General features: G+C 52.2%; 17 protein-coding genes. 9 read left to right on the forward strand and 8 right to left on the reverse strand.

The window, feature by feature from the left end; translation table 11 throughout:
- Positions 1-2: 2 nt before the first annotated feature.
- Entirely contained in the window at positions 3-452 is a 450-nt protein-coding gene (yfbV, locus tag BZJ21_RS10975; protein WP_077460099.1) for a terminus macrodomain insulation protein YfbV, read from the reverse strand.
- A 357-nt stretch (positions 453-809) separates the two neighbouring features.
- Here yfbV and BZJ21_RS10980 point away from each other — a divergent pair, with 357 nt between their 5' ends.
- The 3 genes from BZJ21_RS10980 to BZJ21_RS10990 all read left to right on the forward strand — a co-directional run bounded on the left by BZJ21_RS10980 (position 810) and on the right by BZJ21_RS10990 (position 5,516).
- Positions 810-2,006, forward strand: coding sequence for an acetate kinase (locus tag BZJ21_RS10980; RefSeq protein WP_077669787.1), 1,197 nt, complete (start codon positions 810-812; stop codon positions 2,004-2,006).
- Positions 2,007-2,111: 105 nt separating this feature from the next.
- On the forward strand, positions 2,112-4,259 hold the full coding sequence (gene pta, locus BZJ21_RS10985; protein WP_077575898.1) for a phosphate acetyltransferase: 2,148 nt from the start codon (positions 2,112-2,114) through the stop codon (positions 4,257-4,259).
- Between the two features lie 123 nt (positions 4,260-4,382).
- Positions 4,383-5,516 (forward strand): amidohydrolase, encoded by a 1,134-nt coding sequence (locus tag BZJ21_RS10990; protein WP_077669788.1) that lies wholly within the window; start codon positions 4,383-4,385, stop codon positions 5,514-5,516.
- Here BZJ21_RS10990 and BZJ21_RS10995 read toward each other — a convergent pair whose 3' ends face one another.
- Complete coding sequence (locus tag BZJ21_RS10995; protein ID WP_077575900.1) at positions 5,517-6,155, reverse strand: LysE family translocator; 639 nt, start codon at positions 6,153-6,155, stop codon at positions 5,517-5,519. It lies immediately after the preceding gene.
- Positions 6,156-6,418: 263 nt separating this feature from the next.
- Here BZJ21_RS10995 and metN point away from each other — a divergent pair, with 263 nt between their 5' ends.
- From metN to metQ, 3 genes are read left to right on the forward strand one after another with little or no spacing between them, the layout of a single operon-like run.
- Positions 6,419-7,453 (forward strand): methionine ABC transporter ATP-binding protein MetN, encoded by a 1,035-nt coding sequence (gene metN, locus BZJ21_RS11000; RefSeq protein WP_077575901.1) that lies wholly within the window; start codon positions 6,419-6,421, stop codon positions 7,451-7,453.
- Positions 7,443-8,129, forward strand: a complete 687-nt coding sequence (locus BZJ21_RS11005; RefSeq protein WP_021023981.1) for a methionine ABC transporter permease — start codon at positions 7,443-7,445, stop codon at positions 8,127-8,129. Before metN ends, BZJ21_RS11005 begins: the two co-directional genes overlap by 11 nt.
- 54 nt (positions 8,130-8,183) lie before the next feature.
- Positions 8,184-8,999: a methionine ABC transporter substrate-binding lipoprotein MetQ gene (gene metQ / locus BZJ21_RS11010; RefSeq protein WP_077669789.1), complete on the forward strand. Its 816-nt coding sequence runs from the start codon at positions 8,184-8,186 to the stop codon at positions 8,997-8,999.
- Positions 9,000-9,083: 84 nt separating this feature from the next.
- Here the strand turns inward: metQ and BZJ21_RS11015 are convergent, their stop codons facing one another.
- Both BZJ21_RS11015 and BZJ21_RS11020 read right to left on the reverse strand, forming a co-directional pair.
- The gene (locus BZJ21_RS11015) at positions 9,084-10,067 is read right to left on the reverse strand and encodes a GlxA family transcriptional regulator (RefSeq protein ID WP_021023979.1); all 984 of its coding nucleotides are present in this window, start codon (positions 10,065-10,067) and stop codon (positions 9,084-9,086) included.
- A gap of 94 nt (positions 10,068-10,161) precedes the next feature.
- Positions 10,162-10,938 carry an MBL fold metallo-hydrolase gene (locus BZJ21_RS11020; protein ID WP_077669790.1) on the reverse strand — a complete coding sequence of 259 codons (777 nt, stop codon included), beginning with the start codon at positions 10,936-10,938 and terminating at the stop codon, positions 10,162-10,164.
- Positions 10,939-11,148: 210 nt separating this feature from the next.
- Between BZJ21_RS11020 and BZJ21_RS11025 the strand changes: the two genes are divergently transcribed.
- Positions 11,149-12,096 (forward strand): GlxA family transcriptional regulator, encoded by a 948-nt coding sequence (locus BZJ21_RS11025; RefSeq protein WP_201788218.1) that lies wholly within the window; start codon positions 11,149-11,151, stop codon positions 12,094-12,096.
- An 80-nt stretch (positions 12,097-12,176) separates the two neighbouring features.
- On the opposite strand, the gene BZJ21_RS11030 is transcribed toward BZJ21_RS11025, so the two are convergent.
- The 4 genes from BZJ21_RS11030 to BZJ21_RS11045 form a co-directional block, all read right to left on the reverse strand.
- Positions 12,177-13,733, reverse strand: coding sequence for a BCCT family transporter (locus tag BZJ21_RS11030; protein WP_199877203.1), 1,557 nt, complete (start codon positions 13,731-13,733; stop codon positions 12,177-12,179).
- 227 nt (positions 13,734-13,960) lie between these two features.
- On the reverse strand, positions 13,961-14,422 hold the full coding sequence (locus tag BZJ21_RS11035; protein WP_077669792.1) for a thioesterase family protein: 462 nt from the start codon (positions 14,420-14,422) through the stop codon (positions 13,961-13,963).
- The gene (locus BZJ21_RS11040) at positions 14,422-15,378 is read right to left on the reverse strand and encodes an L-carnitine dehydrogenase (RefSeq protein ID WP_077669793.1); all 957 of its coding nucleotides are present in this window, start codon (positions 15,376-15,378) and stop codon (positions 14,422-14,424) included. The genes BZJ21_RS11035 and BZJ21_RS11040 overlap by 1 nt, the downstream gene beginning before the upstream one ends.
- A complete protein-coding gene (locus BZJ21_RS11045; protein WP_077669794.1) occupies positions 15,375-16,286 on the reverse strand; it encodes a BKACE family enzyme in 912 nt (303 codons plus the stop codon). The genes BZJ21_RS11040 and BZJ21_RS11045 overlap by 4 nt, the downstream gene beginning before the upstream one ends.
- A 250-nt stretch (positions 16,287-16,536) precedes the next feature.
- Between BZJ21_RS11045 and BZJ21_RS11050 the strand changes: the two genes are divergently transcribed.
- Positions 16,537-16,935: a hypothetical protein gene (locus tag BZJ21_RS11050; protein ID WP_077669795.1), complete on the forward strand. Its 399-nt coding sequence runs from the start codon at positions 16,537-16,539 to the stop codon at positions 16,933-16,935.
- A 59-nt stretch (positions 16,936-16,994) separates the two neighbouring features.
- Complete coding sequence (locus BZJ21_RS11055) at positions 16,995-17,306, forward strand: addiction module antidote protein (RefSeq protein WP_077669796.1); 312 nt, start codon at positions 16,995-16,997, stop codon at positions 17,304-17,306.
- The last annotated feature ends 198 nt before the right edge of the window (positions 17,307-17,504 follow it).

The raw sequence follows: 17,504 nt of genomic DNA on the forward strand, positions 1-17,504 counted from the left end.
GGTTAAAACCAACGCTCTAATGCTGCGCGATCCACTTTGAACGCCCGGCTCAATGCTTGCGCTAGCTCTTTGTATCGCGGTTGGCTTTTTATCGGCTGCATCGCGTGCCCCTCACTGGTGATCTTTTGATGCAGTTCGCGATACCACCCCGCCAAAGCCGGCGGCAGCGGCGTATCACGGCGGCGTCCCAGCCACCACAGCCCTTGAAGCGGCAAGCTCAGCGCAAATAGCGCCACAATCACCGCTTGCGGCATGCCTTGTACATTGTTTGCTGCCATTTGAAGCAACACACTGATTGCGGCAATAGCAGGCATGACCTTGATCGCGAACCGCGTTATGGTGATTACACGATTTTCAGGAAAAACCGGCGCTAATTCCTTTTTCATCGGCCATTCTTGCATGTATTTCTGACCGTCTTGCAGGCAGCGCCAGATTGATTTGTTCGTTGTCATACCTACCTCACTTGTTCAGTGTGACTGAAAGGGGCTGTCACTCAACTTTTACAATAAAAACTAAACAAATTGTTTAAAAACTTTAAAATTTAACCCATATCGCTCAAAAAATTTTTGTTATCTGGATCAAGTCCCGCTATCCTTAGCGCACTTTTATCATTGTTGCTCGGATTCGATTGTCTCGCAACCCAATCCGGTTGTACTCAATGGAGCGTTCACTTATCCAGGACGGATAACGATAATTCTTTCCCCGCGACAAGACATGAGATAATTCTTTTTTGAAAAGGTAGTGTCTCAATTTGTCCACTATCCTTTTTATTCCACACACTCTGTCTCACGAAACATAGGTAGTCATAAATGTCAAAGCTGGTTCTCGTACTCAATTGCGGAAGCTCCTCTTTGAAGTTCGCCATTGTCGACGCACAATCAGGCGATGAGCATCTTACCGGTCTTGCCGAATGCCTTAACCTTCCAGAAGCCCGCATTAAGTGGAAAATGGACGGTAAGCATGAAGCCCAACTGGGCAACGGCGCCGCGCACACTGAAGCCCTCACCTTCATTGTAGACACAATTCTGGCCTCGAAGCCTGAACTGGCCGAGAACTTGGGTGCTATCGGTCACCGCGTTGTTCATGGCGGTGAGCATTTTACCCAGTCAGCATTGATTACGGACGAGGTGCTCAAAGGGATCCACGATGCAGCGAGCTTCGCGCCATTGCACAACCCAGCACATATCGTTGGCATTGAGGCGGCGAAAAAAGCCTTCCCTGCGCTGAAAAATGTCGCTGTTTTCGATACCGCGTATCACCAAACCATGCCAGAAGAAGCTTATCTGTATGCGCTGCCTTATGATCTTTATAAAGAGCACGGCATTCGTCGCTACGGCATGCATGGTACCTCTCACTTCTTTATCGCCAACGCGGCCGCTGAGCAACTTGGCAAGCCTGTCGACGAAGTGAACATCATCAACTGCCACCTTGGTAACGGTGCGTCAGTATGTGCGATTAAAAACGGCAAATCGGTCGATACTTCAATGGGCATGACCCCATTGGAAGGCTTGGTTATGGGCACCCGCTCTGGTGACCTAGACCCAGCGATTATCTTCCACCTGCACGATGCACTCGGTTATAGCGTTGAGCAAATCAACACCATGCTCACCAAAGAGTCTGGCCTGCAAGGCTTGACCGAAGTGACCTCTGACTGCCGCTTTGTTGAAGATAACTACGGCGAGAAAGAAGAAGCAACACGTGCAATGAACGTGTTCTGCCACCGTCTTGCCAAGTATGTAGCCAGCTACACCGCGACCCTCGACGGCCGCCTGGACGCAATTGTCTTCACCGGCGGCATCGGTGAGAACTCAGGCCCAATCCGCGAATTGGTACTCGAGCGCCTAGCTCTGCTGGGTGTTGAGGTCGACAAAGAGCGCAACCTGAAAGCCCGCTTTGGCGGCGAAGGCGTGATCACTACCGACGCAAGCCGCGTGCCTGCGATGGTGATTTCAACCAACGAAGAGTTGGTGATTGCGCAAGACACTGCGCGCCTAACTGGCCTGTAAGACCATTTCCAACGGCTGATTCCACTCAGCCGTTTTTGTATTCGTGCCGGACCATCCGGCACGCCAACCAGATAGTAAGAGGAAGTCAACGTGTCCCGTACTATTATGCTAATTCCAATCGGCTCCGGCGTCGGCCTGACAAGTGTCAGCCTTGGCGTCATGCGAGCGATGGAGCGTAAAGGCGTCCGCGTCTCATTTTTTAAACCGATTGCTCAGCCACATCACGGTAGCGACACTGACGTCACCGATCTGACGACGGAAATCATTCACGCCAACAGTGATATGAGAGTCGCCGAATCGATGTCAATGAACCAAGCCGAAAACCTGCTGCGCTCGGATCAAGAAGATGTGCTGCTCGAAGAAGTGCTCGCGCGCTTTACTCGTGCCACTGAAAACGCAGAAGTTGCGCTCGTCGAAGGCTTGGTCACCACACGTAACCACCCCTTCGCGAACCAGATCAACTACGAGATCGCCAAAACACTGGATGCAGAAATCGTGTTTGTGACCACCCCAGGCACTGACAACCCTGCCCAGCTTAAAGAGCGTATCGAGTTTGCCTGCACCAACTTTGGTGGCAGCAAAAACGGCAACATTTCAGGTGTGATCATCAACAAGCTTAACGCGCCTGTTGATGATGCAGGTCGTACGCGCCCTGATCTGTCAGAAATCTTTGACGAAGCGGACGGCGCACGCCCAACTAACGTTGAAGTGATGCAGATTTTCAACTCCAGCCCAATCCGTGTACTGGGTTGTGTGCCATGGAAAATCGACCTGATCGCGACCCGTGCTAGCGATATGGCCAAGCACTTGAACGCCACTATTATCAACGAAGGCGAAATTCACTCACGTCGCATCAAGAGCATTACTTTCTGTGCGCGTTCAATCCCTAATATGGTTGAACACTTCCGCCCAGGCTCCTTGCTCGTGACTTCGGCTGACCGCCCTGACGTGATCGTCGCCGCGTGTCTGGCTGCGATGAACGGCGTAGAAATCGGTGCCTTGTTGCTGACCGGTGGTTATGCCATCCCTGATCAGTTAAAAGCCCTGTGTGACCGCGCGTTTGAAACCGGTCTTCCAGTATTTACCACTGCAGGTAACACCTGGCAGACGTCGCTCAATCTGCAAAGCTTTAGCCTTGAAGTGCCGGCTGACGATAAAGCCCGTGTTGAGTTTGTGAACGACCACGTTGCTGGCCACATTGATGGCAACTGGATTGAATCACTCAGCTCAGGGTCGAACCGCGAACGTCGCCTCAGTCCACCCGCGTTCCGTTATCAGCTGACCGAATTTGCACGTCGAGCCGCTAAGCGCATTGTGCTACCCGAAGGTGACGAGCCACGCACCATCAAGGCCGCCGCTATCTGTGCTGAGCGTAAAATTGCCGAGTGTGTGCTTTTGGGTAACCCAGAAGAAATAAAACGCGTTGCCGATCAGCAAGGTGTCACCTTGGGCGCTGGCGTAGAAATTATCGACCCGGTAAAAGCACGCGATAAATACGTGGCACGCTTGGTCGAGCTGCGTAAGAGCAAAGGTATTACCGAGGTCATTGCCCAAGAGCACCTCGAAGATACCGTGGTACTGGGTACCATGATGCTAGAAGCGAACGAAGTGGATGGCCTGGTATCGGGCGCGGTTCATACCACCGCCAACACCATCCGTCCACCGCTGCAAATCATCAAAACCGCACCGAACGCTTCTTTGGTCTCATCAGTATTCTTTATGCTGCTGCCTGAGCAAGTGCTGGTATACGGTGACTGTGCGATTAACCCGGATCCAAATGCTGAACAACTGGCTGAAATCGCGATCCAATCTGCCGATTCTGCCGCGGCATTCGGTATTGAACCGCGCGTAGCGATGATCTCTTACTCGACCGGTAGCTCAGGCAAAGGGGCAGACGTGGATAAAGTCCGCGAAGCCACCCGTCTTGCCCAAGAGAAGCGTCCTGATCTGATCATCGATGGCCCACTGCAGTACGACGCCGCTATCATGGAAAATGTCGCGAAATCAAAAGCGCCAGATTCGCCTGTTGCCGGTAAAGCCACCGTGTTCGTCTTCCCAGACTTGAACACAGGTAATACCACATACAAAGCGGTACAGCGTTCTGCCGAGTTGGTCTCTATCGGTCCAATGCTGCAAGGCATGCGTAAGCCAGTCAACGACCTGTCTCGCGGCGCCTTGGTAGACGATATTGTCTATACCGTGGCACTGACAGCGATTCAGGCTAAGCAAGCCGAAGACAACGGCCAAGCGTAACCCACGCTCAGCCCAGAAAGAGCAAAAGCCAGCACATGTTGCTGGCTTTTTTTTGCGTTTAACTTCACAACGTGACGCCCCAAAGCGATCTAGCATAGCCTTTCCATCCTTGTTTTGGAGTCGATGATGGCGATTGATTTTGATCCCCTGGCGTTTAGGCATGCCCTGCACCAATACCCTGAACTGTCCAATCACGAAGCGCAAAGTGCGCGCACCATTGCCGCCCAACTGCGCGACTTTGGTCTCACCCCCCATACCGACGTGGGCGGTCATGGTATTGTGGTAGACATTGCAGGTCGCGAGCCAGGGCCAACCACCTTGTTACGCGCCGATTTTGATGCGTTACCCATTCACGAACACACCCAACTTGATTATGCATCCTGTCACGATGGCATCATGCATGCCTGCGGTCACGATGGCCATGCTGCCGCCTTGCTTGCCGTCGCTGCTCAGCTATGCCAAACACCCCCTAAACAGGGGACTGTGATCCTCGCTTTTCAGCCTGCTGAAGAAACCGGCGAAGGCGCGGCACGTCTGTGTGCCGATCCGCTTTTAGTAACCCGCCACATCGACAATGTCTATGCCTTTCATAATCTGCCAGGCTTTGCCCAACATAAGATAGTGGTGCGCCCAAGTACCTTTGCCTGCGCCTCAACCGGCGTTGCGATTCGGTTGTACGGCAAAACCTCCCATGCCGCTTACCCAGAGCGCGGGGTCAGTCCGGCAAACGCCATGAGTGACGTGATGCGTATGCTCACACAGCTTCCTGACGCTTATCCTTCCACGTTCAGCTTAGTGACGCTAGTTCACGCCCAACTTGGCGACCCCGCGTTTGGCGTTGCGCCCGGCGAGGCCACCGTAATGGCGACCCTACGCAGCGACGACAACGCCACGTTTCATGCCATGCAAACCCGGTTAGTCGATCACGTAAACGCTATCGCCAACCGAGCAAAATTAACCGTGGATCTAAGTTGGCACGAGCCGTTTATTGCCGCCGAAAACAGCACAGCGCATAACCAAGTCGTGGTCAACGCGGCGCAATCGCTGGGGTTAGAGGTTCACTGGCTTAAGGAGCCCATGCGTTGGTCAGAAGATGTCGCCGAATTTCTTGCCCGTTGGCCCGGCGCATTATTTGGCATTGGCAGCGGCGAGCATCACCCACAGTTGCACAACCCTGACTATGACTTCCCGGATGCGATTTTAGCGACCGCCAACGCACTATTTTGCAGAGTGATTACACACCATCACGGCCGTTAATTACCCCAACGCCAGCCAAAAGCCGACGCCGATCATCAAGGTGCCGGCGATTCGGTTCAGCAATTGCACATTACCCTTTTGCTGCAAAAACTGACGTAAGGTGCGCCCACCGCTGGCATACAGCATAAGACAACTGAATTCCGTGCAAAGAATGATCAACACCAGCACGCTCAGCTGACTGGGCAATGAGATCGCAGGGTTAATAAACGGCGGCAACAGTGAGATCATAAAGGCCCAGCCTTTCGGGTTGGCTATCGCAGTGACAAAACCTTGTGCCGCCAACGATAACGCAGAGATATCATTCGGCGCCGACGTCTCTTCCTTTGGGATCGCCATTTTGCCACGCGATCGCCACATTTGTACGCCGAGATACGCCAGATACGCGCCCCCCACATACTTAAACACCTGAAACACGCTAGGATAGTTCAGCATCACGGCCGCCACCCCTACCACTGACGCAATCGCCACAAGGCCGACGCCAATGAGCTCGCCCCACATCATATGTAGGCTACGCTTAACTCCGATAGTCATCCCCAGGGTCATGGATAGTGTCATACACATTCCCGGTGTGATTGACACAAAAAAGAAGGTGGGAATAAATAGCGTCAACATCGTGGTATCAATCAAGGCAGTTGGCATATCACTTAATCAGAACAAAGAGTTAGAAAGGCTATTAGTGAACACGCTTTAGTCGATGAGATCAAGCATGCTTGAGATCTCGTTGACTGTTTTATTTATAACCAACCGATTAGCCTTATTGCCATTTAGACGTCCGGAAGTAAAAATATCCATTGACTTCATTTTACCTAACTCATAGCATCAATAACCAGAACGACAGCAAGAGCGCGGGATAGACCGCTGAGTCAGTCGGCTGTGATCAAATTTATCGCCAAGGACATGTGATGATTGAGATATCCAAACTCAACAAGGTATTCGAACTCGGGGAGCGCCGAATTCATGCCCTTAACGACATCAACTTATTTATCCCGAAAGGAAAAGTATTTGGTGTGATCGGTGCCTCTGGTGCCGGCAAAAGTACGCTGATCCGAATGGTTAACCTGCTCGAGCGCCCAACCAGCGGCACGGTAAAGGTAGGAGGCGTTAACCTCACCGCGTTATCCAATCGCGATCTGACCCAAGCTCGCCGTCAAATCGGGATGATTTTCCAACACTTTAACCTACTGTCATCGCGATCGGTCTTCGACAACATCGCCCTACCGCTTGAACTGAGCGGCGCGAGCAGTGACGCGATCGAAACCCGAGTCACCGAGTTACTCGATTTAGTCGGTTTAGCCGACAAGCGTCATGTCTATCCGGCTAGCCTCAGTGGCGGACAAAAACAACGTGTCGCGATTGCCCGCGCACTGGCGCCAAGCCCAGACGTATTATTGTGTGATGAAGCCACTAGCGCACTGGATCCTGCTACGACACAATCGATTTTGTCACTGCTACAAACCATTAATGAAAAGCTCAACCTGACCATTTTATTGATCACCCACGAAATGGACGTGGTGAAGCGCATTTGTCACGACGTTGCCATTATTGGTGACGGTGAATTGGTCGAATCTGGCCCGGTGGGCGACATTTTCGCCCATCCGAAATCCGACTTAGCGAAACAATTTATCCGCTCAACCTTGGATTTATCGGTGCCTTATGACTATGCCCAACGCTTAAAAGAAACCTACTTTGACGGCAGCTACCCCTTGGTGCGCCTAGAATTTACCGGCGCTACCGTGGATGATCCATTGATCAGTCAAATATCAAGGCTGTTTGATATCGACATCAGCATTTTAAGCTCTGATATCGACTACGCTGGCGGCGTCAAATTCGGCTTATTACTGGCAGAGATTATGGGCCCGAAAAAAGCGGTCGAAGACGCCATCCACTATCTCAACCAGCACCATGTCAACACGGAGGTACTTGGCTATGTTGATTGATCAACTTATAAATTGGGTCAACGAAAACAACGCCCTGCTTAACTTGCTTGCCGAAGCCACAGGTCAAACTCTGTATATGGTCTTTGCCTCCGGCCTGATAGGCTTTGCCATTGGGATCCCATTAGGTGTGATGCTACACGTCACCAAAAAAGGGGGGCTGCTAGCGCAACCCAAGTTTAATCAAGCGCTCGGCGCGGTGGTGAATATTGGTCGCTCGATCCCCTTTATTATCTTGTTGGTTGCGATTATTCCCTTTACCCGCCTGCTCGTCGGCACCTCGATTGGAACAGCGGCAGCAATTGTCCCGCTGACAGTGGGCGCCATCCCTTTCGTTGCACGTCTGGTCGAAGCGGCGCTTTTAGAGCTGCCACCGGGATTAGAAGAAGCAGCCAAAGCCATGGGCGCTACCCCCTTGCAAATTATCTATAAAGTACTCGTACCCGAAGCGCTACCTGGCATTATTAATGGCGCAACCATTACCTTGGTCACCCTCGTCAGCTACTCTGCTATGGCTGGAGCCGTGGGCGGTGGCGGCCTAGGCGATGTCGGTATCCGCTACGGCTACCAGCGCTTTGATACCACGGTTATGCTGATCACCGTTGTCATGCTAGTCGTGCTGGTACAAGCCATACAATCTTTAGGCGATTATTTGGTACGCCGAACCGATCACCGATAATAAGACACAACACTTACCGTAAACGACGGACAATTTTATCAAGGGAGACAGACAATGAAGACCACCATTAAAACACTTTTAACCACCTTAGGCCTCGCCTCCACACTCCTACTCACCGGGTGCGGAGAAAAAGAGCAAGCCGCTAGCAATGCCAACAGCATCACCGTGGGCGTGATGGCAGGCGAAGAAGCACAAGTGGCCGAGCACGCAGTAAAAGAAGCCAAGAAGTTAGGCCTCGACGTTGAGCTGATCACCTTTACCGATTATGTGTCGCCCAACGCGGCACTCGACGATGGATCGGTTGATGTGAATGCCTTTCAGCACAAACCTTACTTAGACGCGCAAATCAAAGATCGCGGCTACGAGTTTGCGATTGCTGGCAACACCTTTGTGTACCCGATTGCGGCCTATTCTTATAAGTTAGATAGCGTGGCCGATCTCCCAGAAGGCGGTAAAATTGCCGTGCCAAACAACCCATCGAACCTAGGCCGTTCACTGGTATTGCTTGAGCAACAAGGCATCATCAAGCTCAAAGAAGGTGCTGGAATCAGCGCTACCAAGCTCGATATCGTTGAGAACCCGAAAAACGTTGAAATCATCGAGCTAGAAACCCCACAACTGCCTCGCTCACTGGAAGACGTAGACTTGGCCATCATCAACAATACCTTTGCCGCTGGCATCGGCCTAACCCCAAGCAAAGACGGCCTGTTTGTTGAAGGGAAGGACTCACCCTACGTGAACCTGATTGTAGCCCGCAAAGACAACGTAGACGCAGAGAACGTGAAAACCTTTGTAAAAGCCTACCAAACTGACGCGGTTTACAACGCCGCGATGGAAGTCTTTGACGGCGCGGTGGTGAAAGGCTGGTAAGCCACTACGCGTAACATACTGAAATAATAAAGCCCGTGCTGAAAAGCGCGGGCTTTTTGATGCAGAGAACAACCCAACTGACACTTAGGTCTGATTATTGGATTGACGATAAAACGCTTTTCTCCACTGATTAGGCGTCACTTCATAGCGCGCTTTAAACTTTTCTCTGAACATAAGCACCGAGCTAAAGCCTGTTTTTTCGACAACCTGCTCGATAGATAAGTCCGTAGATTCAAGCAAATCTTGAGCGACATTTAGTCGCTCGGTGGTCAACCACTCTCCGAATGACATTCCTGTCGCCCGGCTAAATTTTCTGGTAAACGTGCGGCGGGTCATCATCACAGACTCGGCGAGCACATCCAATGAGTGCTTTTGACTGAGGTTACGTCTGATATTCTCCATTAACGCATTGATACGAGAATCGGATGACGTCACCGGTATGGGTTGGTCGATAAACTGAGCTTGTCCACCATCACGATATGGCGGCACGACCATTCTTCTTGCCACTCGGTTTGCAATGGTACTGCTGTAGAACTTGCGGAAAATATAGAGACAACAGTCAATCCCGGCAGCCGTACCTGCTGAAGTGATCACGCGATTATCCTCAACATACAAGGCATTCGTATCCAGCAAAACACACGGAAACCGTTGACTAAAGTCTTGTTCTAGTTCCCAATGTGTCGACGCTCGCCTTCCTACCAGCAAGTCCGCATAGGCAAGCACATAGCTGCCAAGACATAAACCAACAACGAATGCGCCTCGGGCATGAGCACGTTGAAGCGCAGCAAGCAGTGCTTCATTGGGGCGTTCATCAATGGTTCGCCAATAGGGAATGACGATGATGTCGCTGTGCGCTAGCGCATCCAGCTGATGCTCAGTATGAATTTCCATACCAATATCGGAAAGAATGGGACCAGGTTCTCCTGCGACTAACTTGAGGTCAAAAAAAGCCTCATTCAACGTGCTAGGCCCAAACACAATACTCGGGACGGAAATATGAAATGGGCTAAAGTGATTAAAAACGACAATAGCCACCGAGGGGAGTTTGTTACTGTCTGTGGGATACATAGGCCATTTCCATCGTTAAAACACAGAGTAATGAAGACGCACTACTCTGTGTTGCTCACCAGCACAGCATCTTATGATGCTTTATTGACCCACCCTAAAGGGTCACTGTCTCACCATCTTCTGGCACAAACACACATTCATGGATCATGTTTGCTTTTGCATAAGCGCGCATTTCTTGCGTTGTTACCAACGCATGATTCACAGCCCCCATATGTGTGGCGACAATTTTAGCTTCAGGCAGCACTTGATGTGTTTTGAGCACATCTTCCTTACCCATGATAATAGGGCCGAAACCAAGGACATGTGCCCAACCTGTGTTGAGAATAACCACACCTGGCTGTTGTTTTATCATGGTTTGTTCAACACTTGGGATCCAGATCGTATCACCAACCAAATACAGCTTTTCCTCCGTCGCGTGCGAGAAGATAACCCCCGTCACTTCACCTAATATGTCCGCCATTTGTTCATTTTGAAAAGCAGCATCAGAGCCGTGTTGGCATACCGTGCGGATAAATGAAATACCTTGATAATCCACCTCTTCAGAAAAGATCTGCACATTGGTAAACCCTTGAGAGCGTAAAATGGCCTCATCCCGCTCATGTTGCACAAAAATCGTTTTATCTTTGGGGATTATGTTCACGGCAGCCTCATCCCAGTGATCTGGGTGCGTATGAGTTAATAACACCGCGTCCACATCGATAATACTTTCAATCGGTAAAGGTAATTCAACGGTGGGGTTCGATAGGTGCGAATTGGCTGTGCCTTCAAAGCCGGGGTACGTCCCCTTCGGGGCTAACATCGGGTCAATGAGGAATTTTTTACCTGCATATTCAATTATTTGTGTTGCATTACGAATTTGTGTGATTTTCATGATTGCGCTCCAGTGTCACTATGCTTTGCGTTAGTGACGAAATAATAAGCACCAAACCACACGCTCAAAAGTGGCTAAAAGGACATATAAGGATAGTATCGGGACAAAGACGCTCCCCCTTAACTTGACCCCCATAGCGGCGGCCAGTCATCATAGTTCATCACTCTTCACGTTTAGCTTGCGGTCATGCGTCTTGAATACACAGGTCCAATGCCGGAACGCCTCGGTTTTCTGCTACTCCCCCGCTTTTCGATGATGGCCTTTTTCTCTGCTGTCGAGCCATTGCGTATAGCCAACCAGATCAGCGGCGAATCGCTGTTTGATTGGCAAATGATCAGTGAAGACGGCAAGCCGGTGACGGCGTCCAACGGCATGTCACTGCTGGCCGACACAGCCATCGACGCCGTGCATGATCTTCCCTCACTCGCGGTCTGTAGCGGTTTTGATCCTGAAGCTTACCTTAGTCGTCCTTTGATGCGTTGGCTGCACCGTCTTGATGCGGCAGGCTGCGTGCTGGGCGGACTCGATACCGGCTGCTTTTTGTTGGCCGCTGCCGATCTGCTCAAGGGCGAGCGGGTCACCCTGCATTGGGAAAGTTTGCCCTCGTTTCAAGAGCGCTTCCCAGAGGTGAGAACCTCAGATGAGCTGTTTGAACTGGGACCGCGGCGCTTCTCCTGCGCAGGGGGCGCAGCGGCGATGGACATGGCGCTCGATGTGATTGCGCGTCGCCACGGCACCCAATTGGCCATCGACGTCTCCGAGCAGCTGGTACATGAGCGCATTCGTACTCGACGCGATCAGCAGCGAATGACGTTAGCGCGCCGCTTGGGCACCCATCGCCGACGTTTGGTCGAAGCGGTGGATGTGATGGAGCGCCATATAGAATCGCCCTTGTCCTTGGCAGAAGTCGCTGAGCGCAGTGGTATCTCGCTTCGTCACCTACAACGCCTTTTTGAAAGCGAGCTTAATCAGTCGCCGCGCAGCTGGTATTTGGGATTGCGGCTAGATCGTGCCCGTTACTTGCTTAAAGAAACCGATCTCGATGTGTTAACGGTGGGATTGGCCTGTGGCTTTAGCTCAAGCTCGAGTTTTTCCCGCGCGTTTCGCACCCATTACGGCGTGTCACCGCGTCAAATGCGCAAAACCCAAAGCCAGTAAAAGAAGAAAAATAAGATAGATAAAAAAGCCGCTCACCCCACCACCTTAATCGGCAACGGAATGAGCAGCTTGTTTCGCGGCTAGCTTTTTTTAGCCGCGACGAGCGAGCGGCGCGATTCACCAAACAGTGAGATCAGCACCCCGGCGGTCATCACCAGGATCACCACGCTCAGTGGCAAGGCCGCGGCGATCAATGCTGTTTGTAGCGCTTTAAGGCCGCCGGCCATCAGCAGCGTTGCAGCGACTAAGCCAATCACCACGCCCCAAAGCACCCGGAAACGCTTCGGTGGCTCTTCATCACCCAGTGACAAAATCGTCGTCAGCACTAAGGTGCCTGAATCAGACGAGGTCACAAACCAGCTCATCAACAAGAACACCATCAGGGCTGAGAGTATCCAGCCGAACATCCCAGAACCTACGATCCCATCCGCTGCGGCAAATAATGCGGCGGGAAGCTCCCAAGCGTTCACCAAATCGATAATCCCAGCACTGCCGACGCCACCACTGGCATACAGCTCTTGGTAGATGGCATTGCCACCGAAGATAACCAGCCAGACAAAGATCAGTAAGGTGGGCACAAATAACACGCCCAGCACAAACTCACGCAGGGTGCGCCCTTTGGAAATACGCGCAATAAATAGCCCAACAAAAGGCGCCCAAGCCAGCCACCAGCCCCAATAGAAAATGGTCCAGGCCTGCTGCCACTCCACCGTGCCCGGCTCATCAGCAAACCACAGCCCCATCGGGATAAAGTTAATTGCATAATCGAGCAAGGTTTCGCCGAACGCGCTGATCAGCCAAAGTGTGGGGCCGCCAATGAAAAAGATACCGACTACCAGCACCGACACCCAAATGTTCATCTGGGAGATAATACGGATCCCACGGCGCACCCCGGATACCGCCGACACAATCGAGATCGCCGAAATCACTGCAATCAAGATCAACTGCGTCGACAAACCGGAGGTGATACCGATCAGGCGCTCCAGCCCCACCGCCATTTGACTGACGCCGAGACCGAGCGAGGTCGCGACGCCGAACACGCAACCCAGTACACCGAGGATATCGAAAAGATGCCCCCAAGCGCCGTAAATGCGCTCGCCAATGAAAGGATAAAGCGCCGAGCGCAGCGCCAGTGGCAGTTGCTTACGGTAGGCAAAATACGCCAGCGACATGCCGACAATCACGTAGATAGCCCAACCATGCAGCCCCCAGTGGAACACGGTGACCCGCAGCGCATCGATGGCACGCTCGTAACCAATGGCGGCCGCGCCTGCCATATCGGCGTGGGGATTGTTGGGATAACCAAATCCGCCGGTGTTATCGAGGTAAAAAATGGGTTCGGCCACCCCAAAAAACAGGATGCCAATACCGATGCCAGCAGAGAACAGCATCGAGAACCAAGAGAAGTTGCTAAACTCCGGACGGCTGTCGTCAGGGCCGAGGCGCACATTGCCGTACTTGCTGAAAACGATAAAACCGCACACGGTCAATAACAGCATCACGGTGATCAAGTAATAGCCACTAAAGGTGCTTTCAATCCAGGTGCGCGTCGCACCAAACAGGACGCTGGCCGTCTCCGATTGAAAGCCGGTAAACAGCACAAAAGCCAGCACCAGCAGTGCAGAGCAAATGGTCATGCCACGATGCATGCCCTGAAAGAAGCCATCCTGAGCAAGCTCGGTGACGGTATAATCGGTCGATGTTTCAGCCTGGTGGCTGTCACGACGCTTGGATGAGTGTGGTGGGGTTGGCGTAGCGATAATAAATCCTCCTTGAGCCGGAAGTCGGGCCGGCGATCCCGTTAACCGCTCAGCCTCTACTGAGCGGGACTTGATAACTCTTTAGCGCCCGATGGCAGCGTCGTTCAATACCGCTTGGGTAACCCGATACGACGGCCGGCACTCTCGGGCCAATCACTCTCAACCGCGCAAGGCAGTGTCTCGATGAGATTGGCCACAACATCTGGAAAAGGCGCGGGACGACCGGTTTGCGTATCGATGCCCATCAGCATCTGCTCGCTGGTGGCCAGCACCTCACCTTGGGTATCACACATTTGCATAAACACGTGCAGGCGCTTTTGATCCCGCGCTAACACGGTCACGTCGACCACCAAGGTCTGCCCTTGATGCGCCTCACGTCGGTAACACAAATGGGTTTCTAGGGTATAAATGGCATAGCCATGCTGGGTGCGGCCGGCGTCATCCAAGCCAATGGTGGCCATGAGCCCATCGACACCCAGCGAGAACACGCGCGCGTACTCGGCGTCGTTCATGTGCCCGTTATAATCGACCCATTCTGGCGCGACGTCTATCTTTAATAGTGCCATTAGATGCGCCCTTCCAAGCCTTCAGCCTCTGGCCAATACTTCTGCGCCAAGTCTAAAAGCTCGACCAAAAACGCATCACGGCGACGGTCTAGCTCAGAGACGGGACGACCCGCGGCTTGGTGTTCACAGCCTTCGACCACTTTATCAATCAGCTCATCGGTCAGCTCAGGCGCTTCAAGTTTGGTCCACGGCAGTTTTAGCGCCGGACCGAATTGCTCTAGCATATGGCGCATACCCTGCTCGCCACCGGCTAGGTGGAAGGTTAAGAAGGTGCCCATCAGTGACCAGCGCAGGCCACAGCCGTAAACCACTGCCGCATCAATCTCTTCGGTGGTAGCCACCCCATCGTTCACCAGGTGCAAGGCTTCACGCCACAGCGCTTCCATCAAGCGGTCTGCAATATGCCCCTCGATTTCACGCTTAACCACCAAGGGACGCATTGCCAGCGCTTGGTAAAGTGCATGGGCGCAGTCAATATGATCCGATTGAGTGGCTTCGCCGCCCACTAATTCAACCAGCGGCAACAAATACACCGGATTGAATGGATGCGCCACCATCACCCGCCCTGGATGATTGTGGCAATCCGTCTGCAGCTCGGTGGGTTTAAAACCAGAGGTCGATGAGCCAATAATCGCGTTTGGCGCCGCGGCCGCATCAATTGCCGCCAAGGTCTCGCGCTTAATATCGATGCGCTCAGGCACGTTCTCTTGGATCAGGTCGGCCTCTTTCACCGCCTGTTCAAGGCTATCAACAAAGGTTAACCGAGCAGGGTCCGCACCGACGGCAAGGCCCAGTTTTTCTAACGATGGCCAGGCATTGGTCACAAAGGCACGGGTGCGAGTGGGCGCTTGTGGGTTCGGGTCATAGGCGACCACGTCCCAACCTTGCGCCAAGGCACGCGCAATCCAGCCATTACCAATCACGCCAGTGCCGATAACCGCTAACTGCTTGCTCATTGGTCACCTCCTGCAACCGGCTTGCCCGTCTTAGGGTCAACCAGTTTCAGCGCGGCGCGCGTTTGTGCGGGCGTCATAATGCGACCGCCAAGGTTTTCAATGATGGTGCTCGCCTTTTCTACCAAGCCGCCGTTGGTCGCCATTACCCCTTTTTCCAGGTAAAGGTTATCTTCCAAGCCCACGCGGGCATGGCCACCCAGCAACATGGCTTGCGCCACCATCGGCATCTGATGGCGACCAATTCCAAACGCCGCCCAGTTGGCGTTTTCAGGCAGCTTATTGCGCATTGCCAGCATGGTTTCGGTGTCCGCTTCCGCGCCCCAAGGAATGCCTAAGCAAAGCTGAAACAACGGATCGCCCTCGAGCAAGCCTTCTTTTTGTAGCTGGCGGGCAAACCACACGTGGCCTAAGTCAAAGCACTCCAGCTCGGCTTTCACGCCCGCAGCCTGCACCATACGCGCTTGCTCACGTAGCCAGTCAGCGGTGTTGATGTACACCATGTCGCCAAAATTTAGGCTGCCGCAATCTAAAGTACACAGCTCAGGCAATAGCTCGCCCACTGGCGCATGACGCTCGGCTGGGGTTTGCATATCGGAGCCCGGGCCACCACGGCTTGGGTCTTGAGCATCTGGCACCCAATCGCCGCCGCCACCGCCGGTGATGTTCATGACAATATCGACGTCTGATTCGCGAACGCGCTCCATCACCTCACGGAAGTGATCAATGTTGTGGCTAATGCCGCCCGTTTCAGGATCACGCACGTGAATATGAGCAACACTGGCACCAGCACGCGCCGCCTCAATACAGTTATCGGCAATCTGTTTTGGCGTGATTGGCACATTGGGGTTTTTGCCCGTGGTATCGCCCGCACCGGTGACGGCGCAGGTAAGAATGACGCTGCGATTCATGTTCGGCCTCTTGTCGCTTGATTAAACTGGCCACAGTGTGTCGGGAATACAGCGTCACAACTTGACGCTAAGCGACATAAAAGACGCATAAAGAGACATTGTAGGGAGTATCGAGGGGTTTGGTGGACGTGAATAGCGGGCTCACTACTTAACCATTGCGTGAAGCTCATTCAAAAAAAAGTCAAACCATTATTAATAGGCAGGCATTAAGCGTGTATTCTGGCGGCAATCAAGTTAATGAGGACACACTGTGAAGTCAGATAAGTACCTTTCAGTCATCACTTTTTACGTGGTTATCTTTGCGCTATCAATTGCAAGTGGCTATCAGTATATTGGTGACTTCATTGAAAAGGGGATAAACTCCGCGGGTATGTTCATTAGCTATTTTGTGTTAATTGCTTTGTTTTCTATTTACAAAGGGGTTTCGTTATTCACTCGAAAGCAATTGCTTTTTCTCGCCGTTTTCTCAGTATTGATCACCCTAGTGTCTTATTTATACCCATATTTTAAATACTCAGAGCAAAATCCAAGCGACTTAATGTCAACATTTTCTTATGACCTCGTAATAAACGTGATAGTTTTCACTCTGCTTTTTAAAGAAGCAAGGCGTGAACGTAGCCAAAGCATTTCCGAGCAGAAGATTATCTAGGGCCAAGCTACACTGTCATCAGTGACCCAATTGATCCATTCGCATGGAGATAGCCCGTTATGACGACAACGCCCAAACCTCCATTTCATACTTTTGATCCAGCGGCGTTCTTGGACAACCAAGAAGCACTTCAAGCTTACTTAGACGAAGCGGTGCAAACGGGCGATCCCGCATTTATCGCCGATGCTCTGGGTGTGATCGCACGCGCCAAAGGAATGGCAGATATCGCCAAGCAAACCGGTCTTTCACGAGAAACGCTCTACCGCACACTCAGCCAAAAAGGCAATCCTAACCTCAAGACACTGATAGCGATTGTGGATGCGTTAGGGGTGGAGTTGAGGCTTGGTGATTCTGAGTCAGTGGAGTCATAGTAGCGATAGAGGCGCAGTCGTAAAAGGCTGGTAAGCCAGTCCGCTCACCACACTGAAATGCTCAAGCCCGCACTAAACAATGCGGGCTTTGAGTGGAGTAACCGAGTTTCCGCACCTAATTTAGGAATAAACCGCTTCGTATAACTGGCCCAACAATTTCAGTAATCGTCGTTGATGCTCTCGTACACCGGTTATGAA

The organism is Salinivibrio costicola subsp. alcaliphilus (genome assembly GCF_001996185.1).
Lineage (GTDB): Bacteria > Pseudomonadota > Gammaproteobacteria > Enterobacterales > Vibrionaceae > Salinivibrio > Salinivibrio costicola.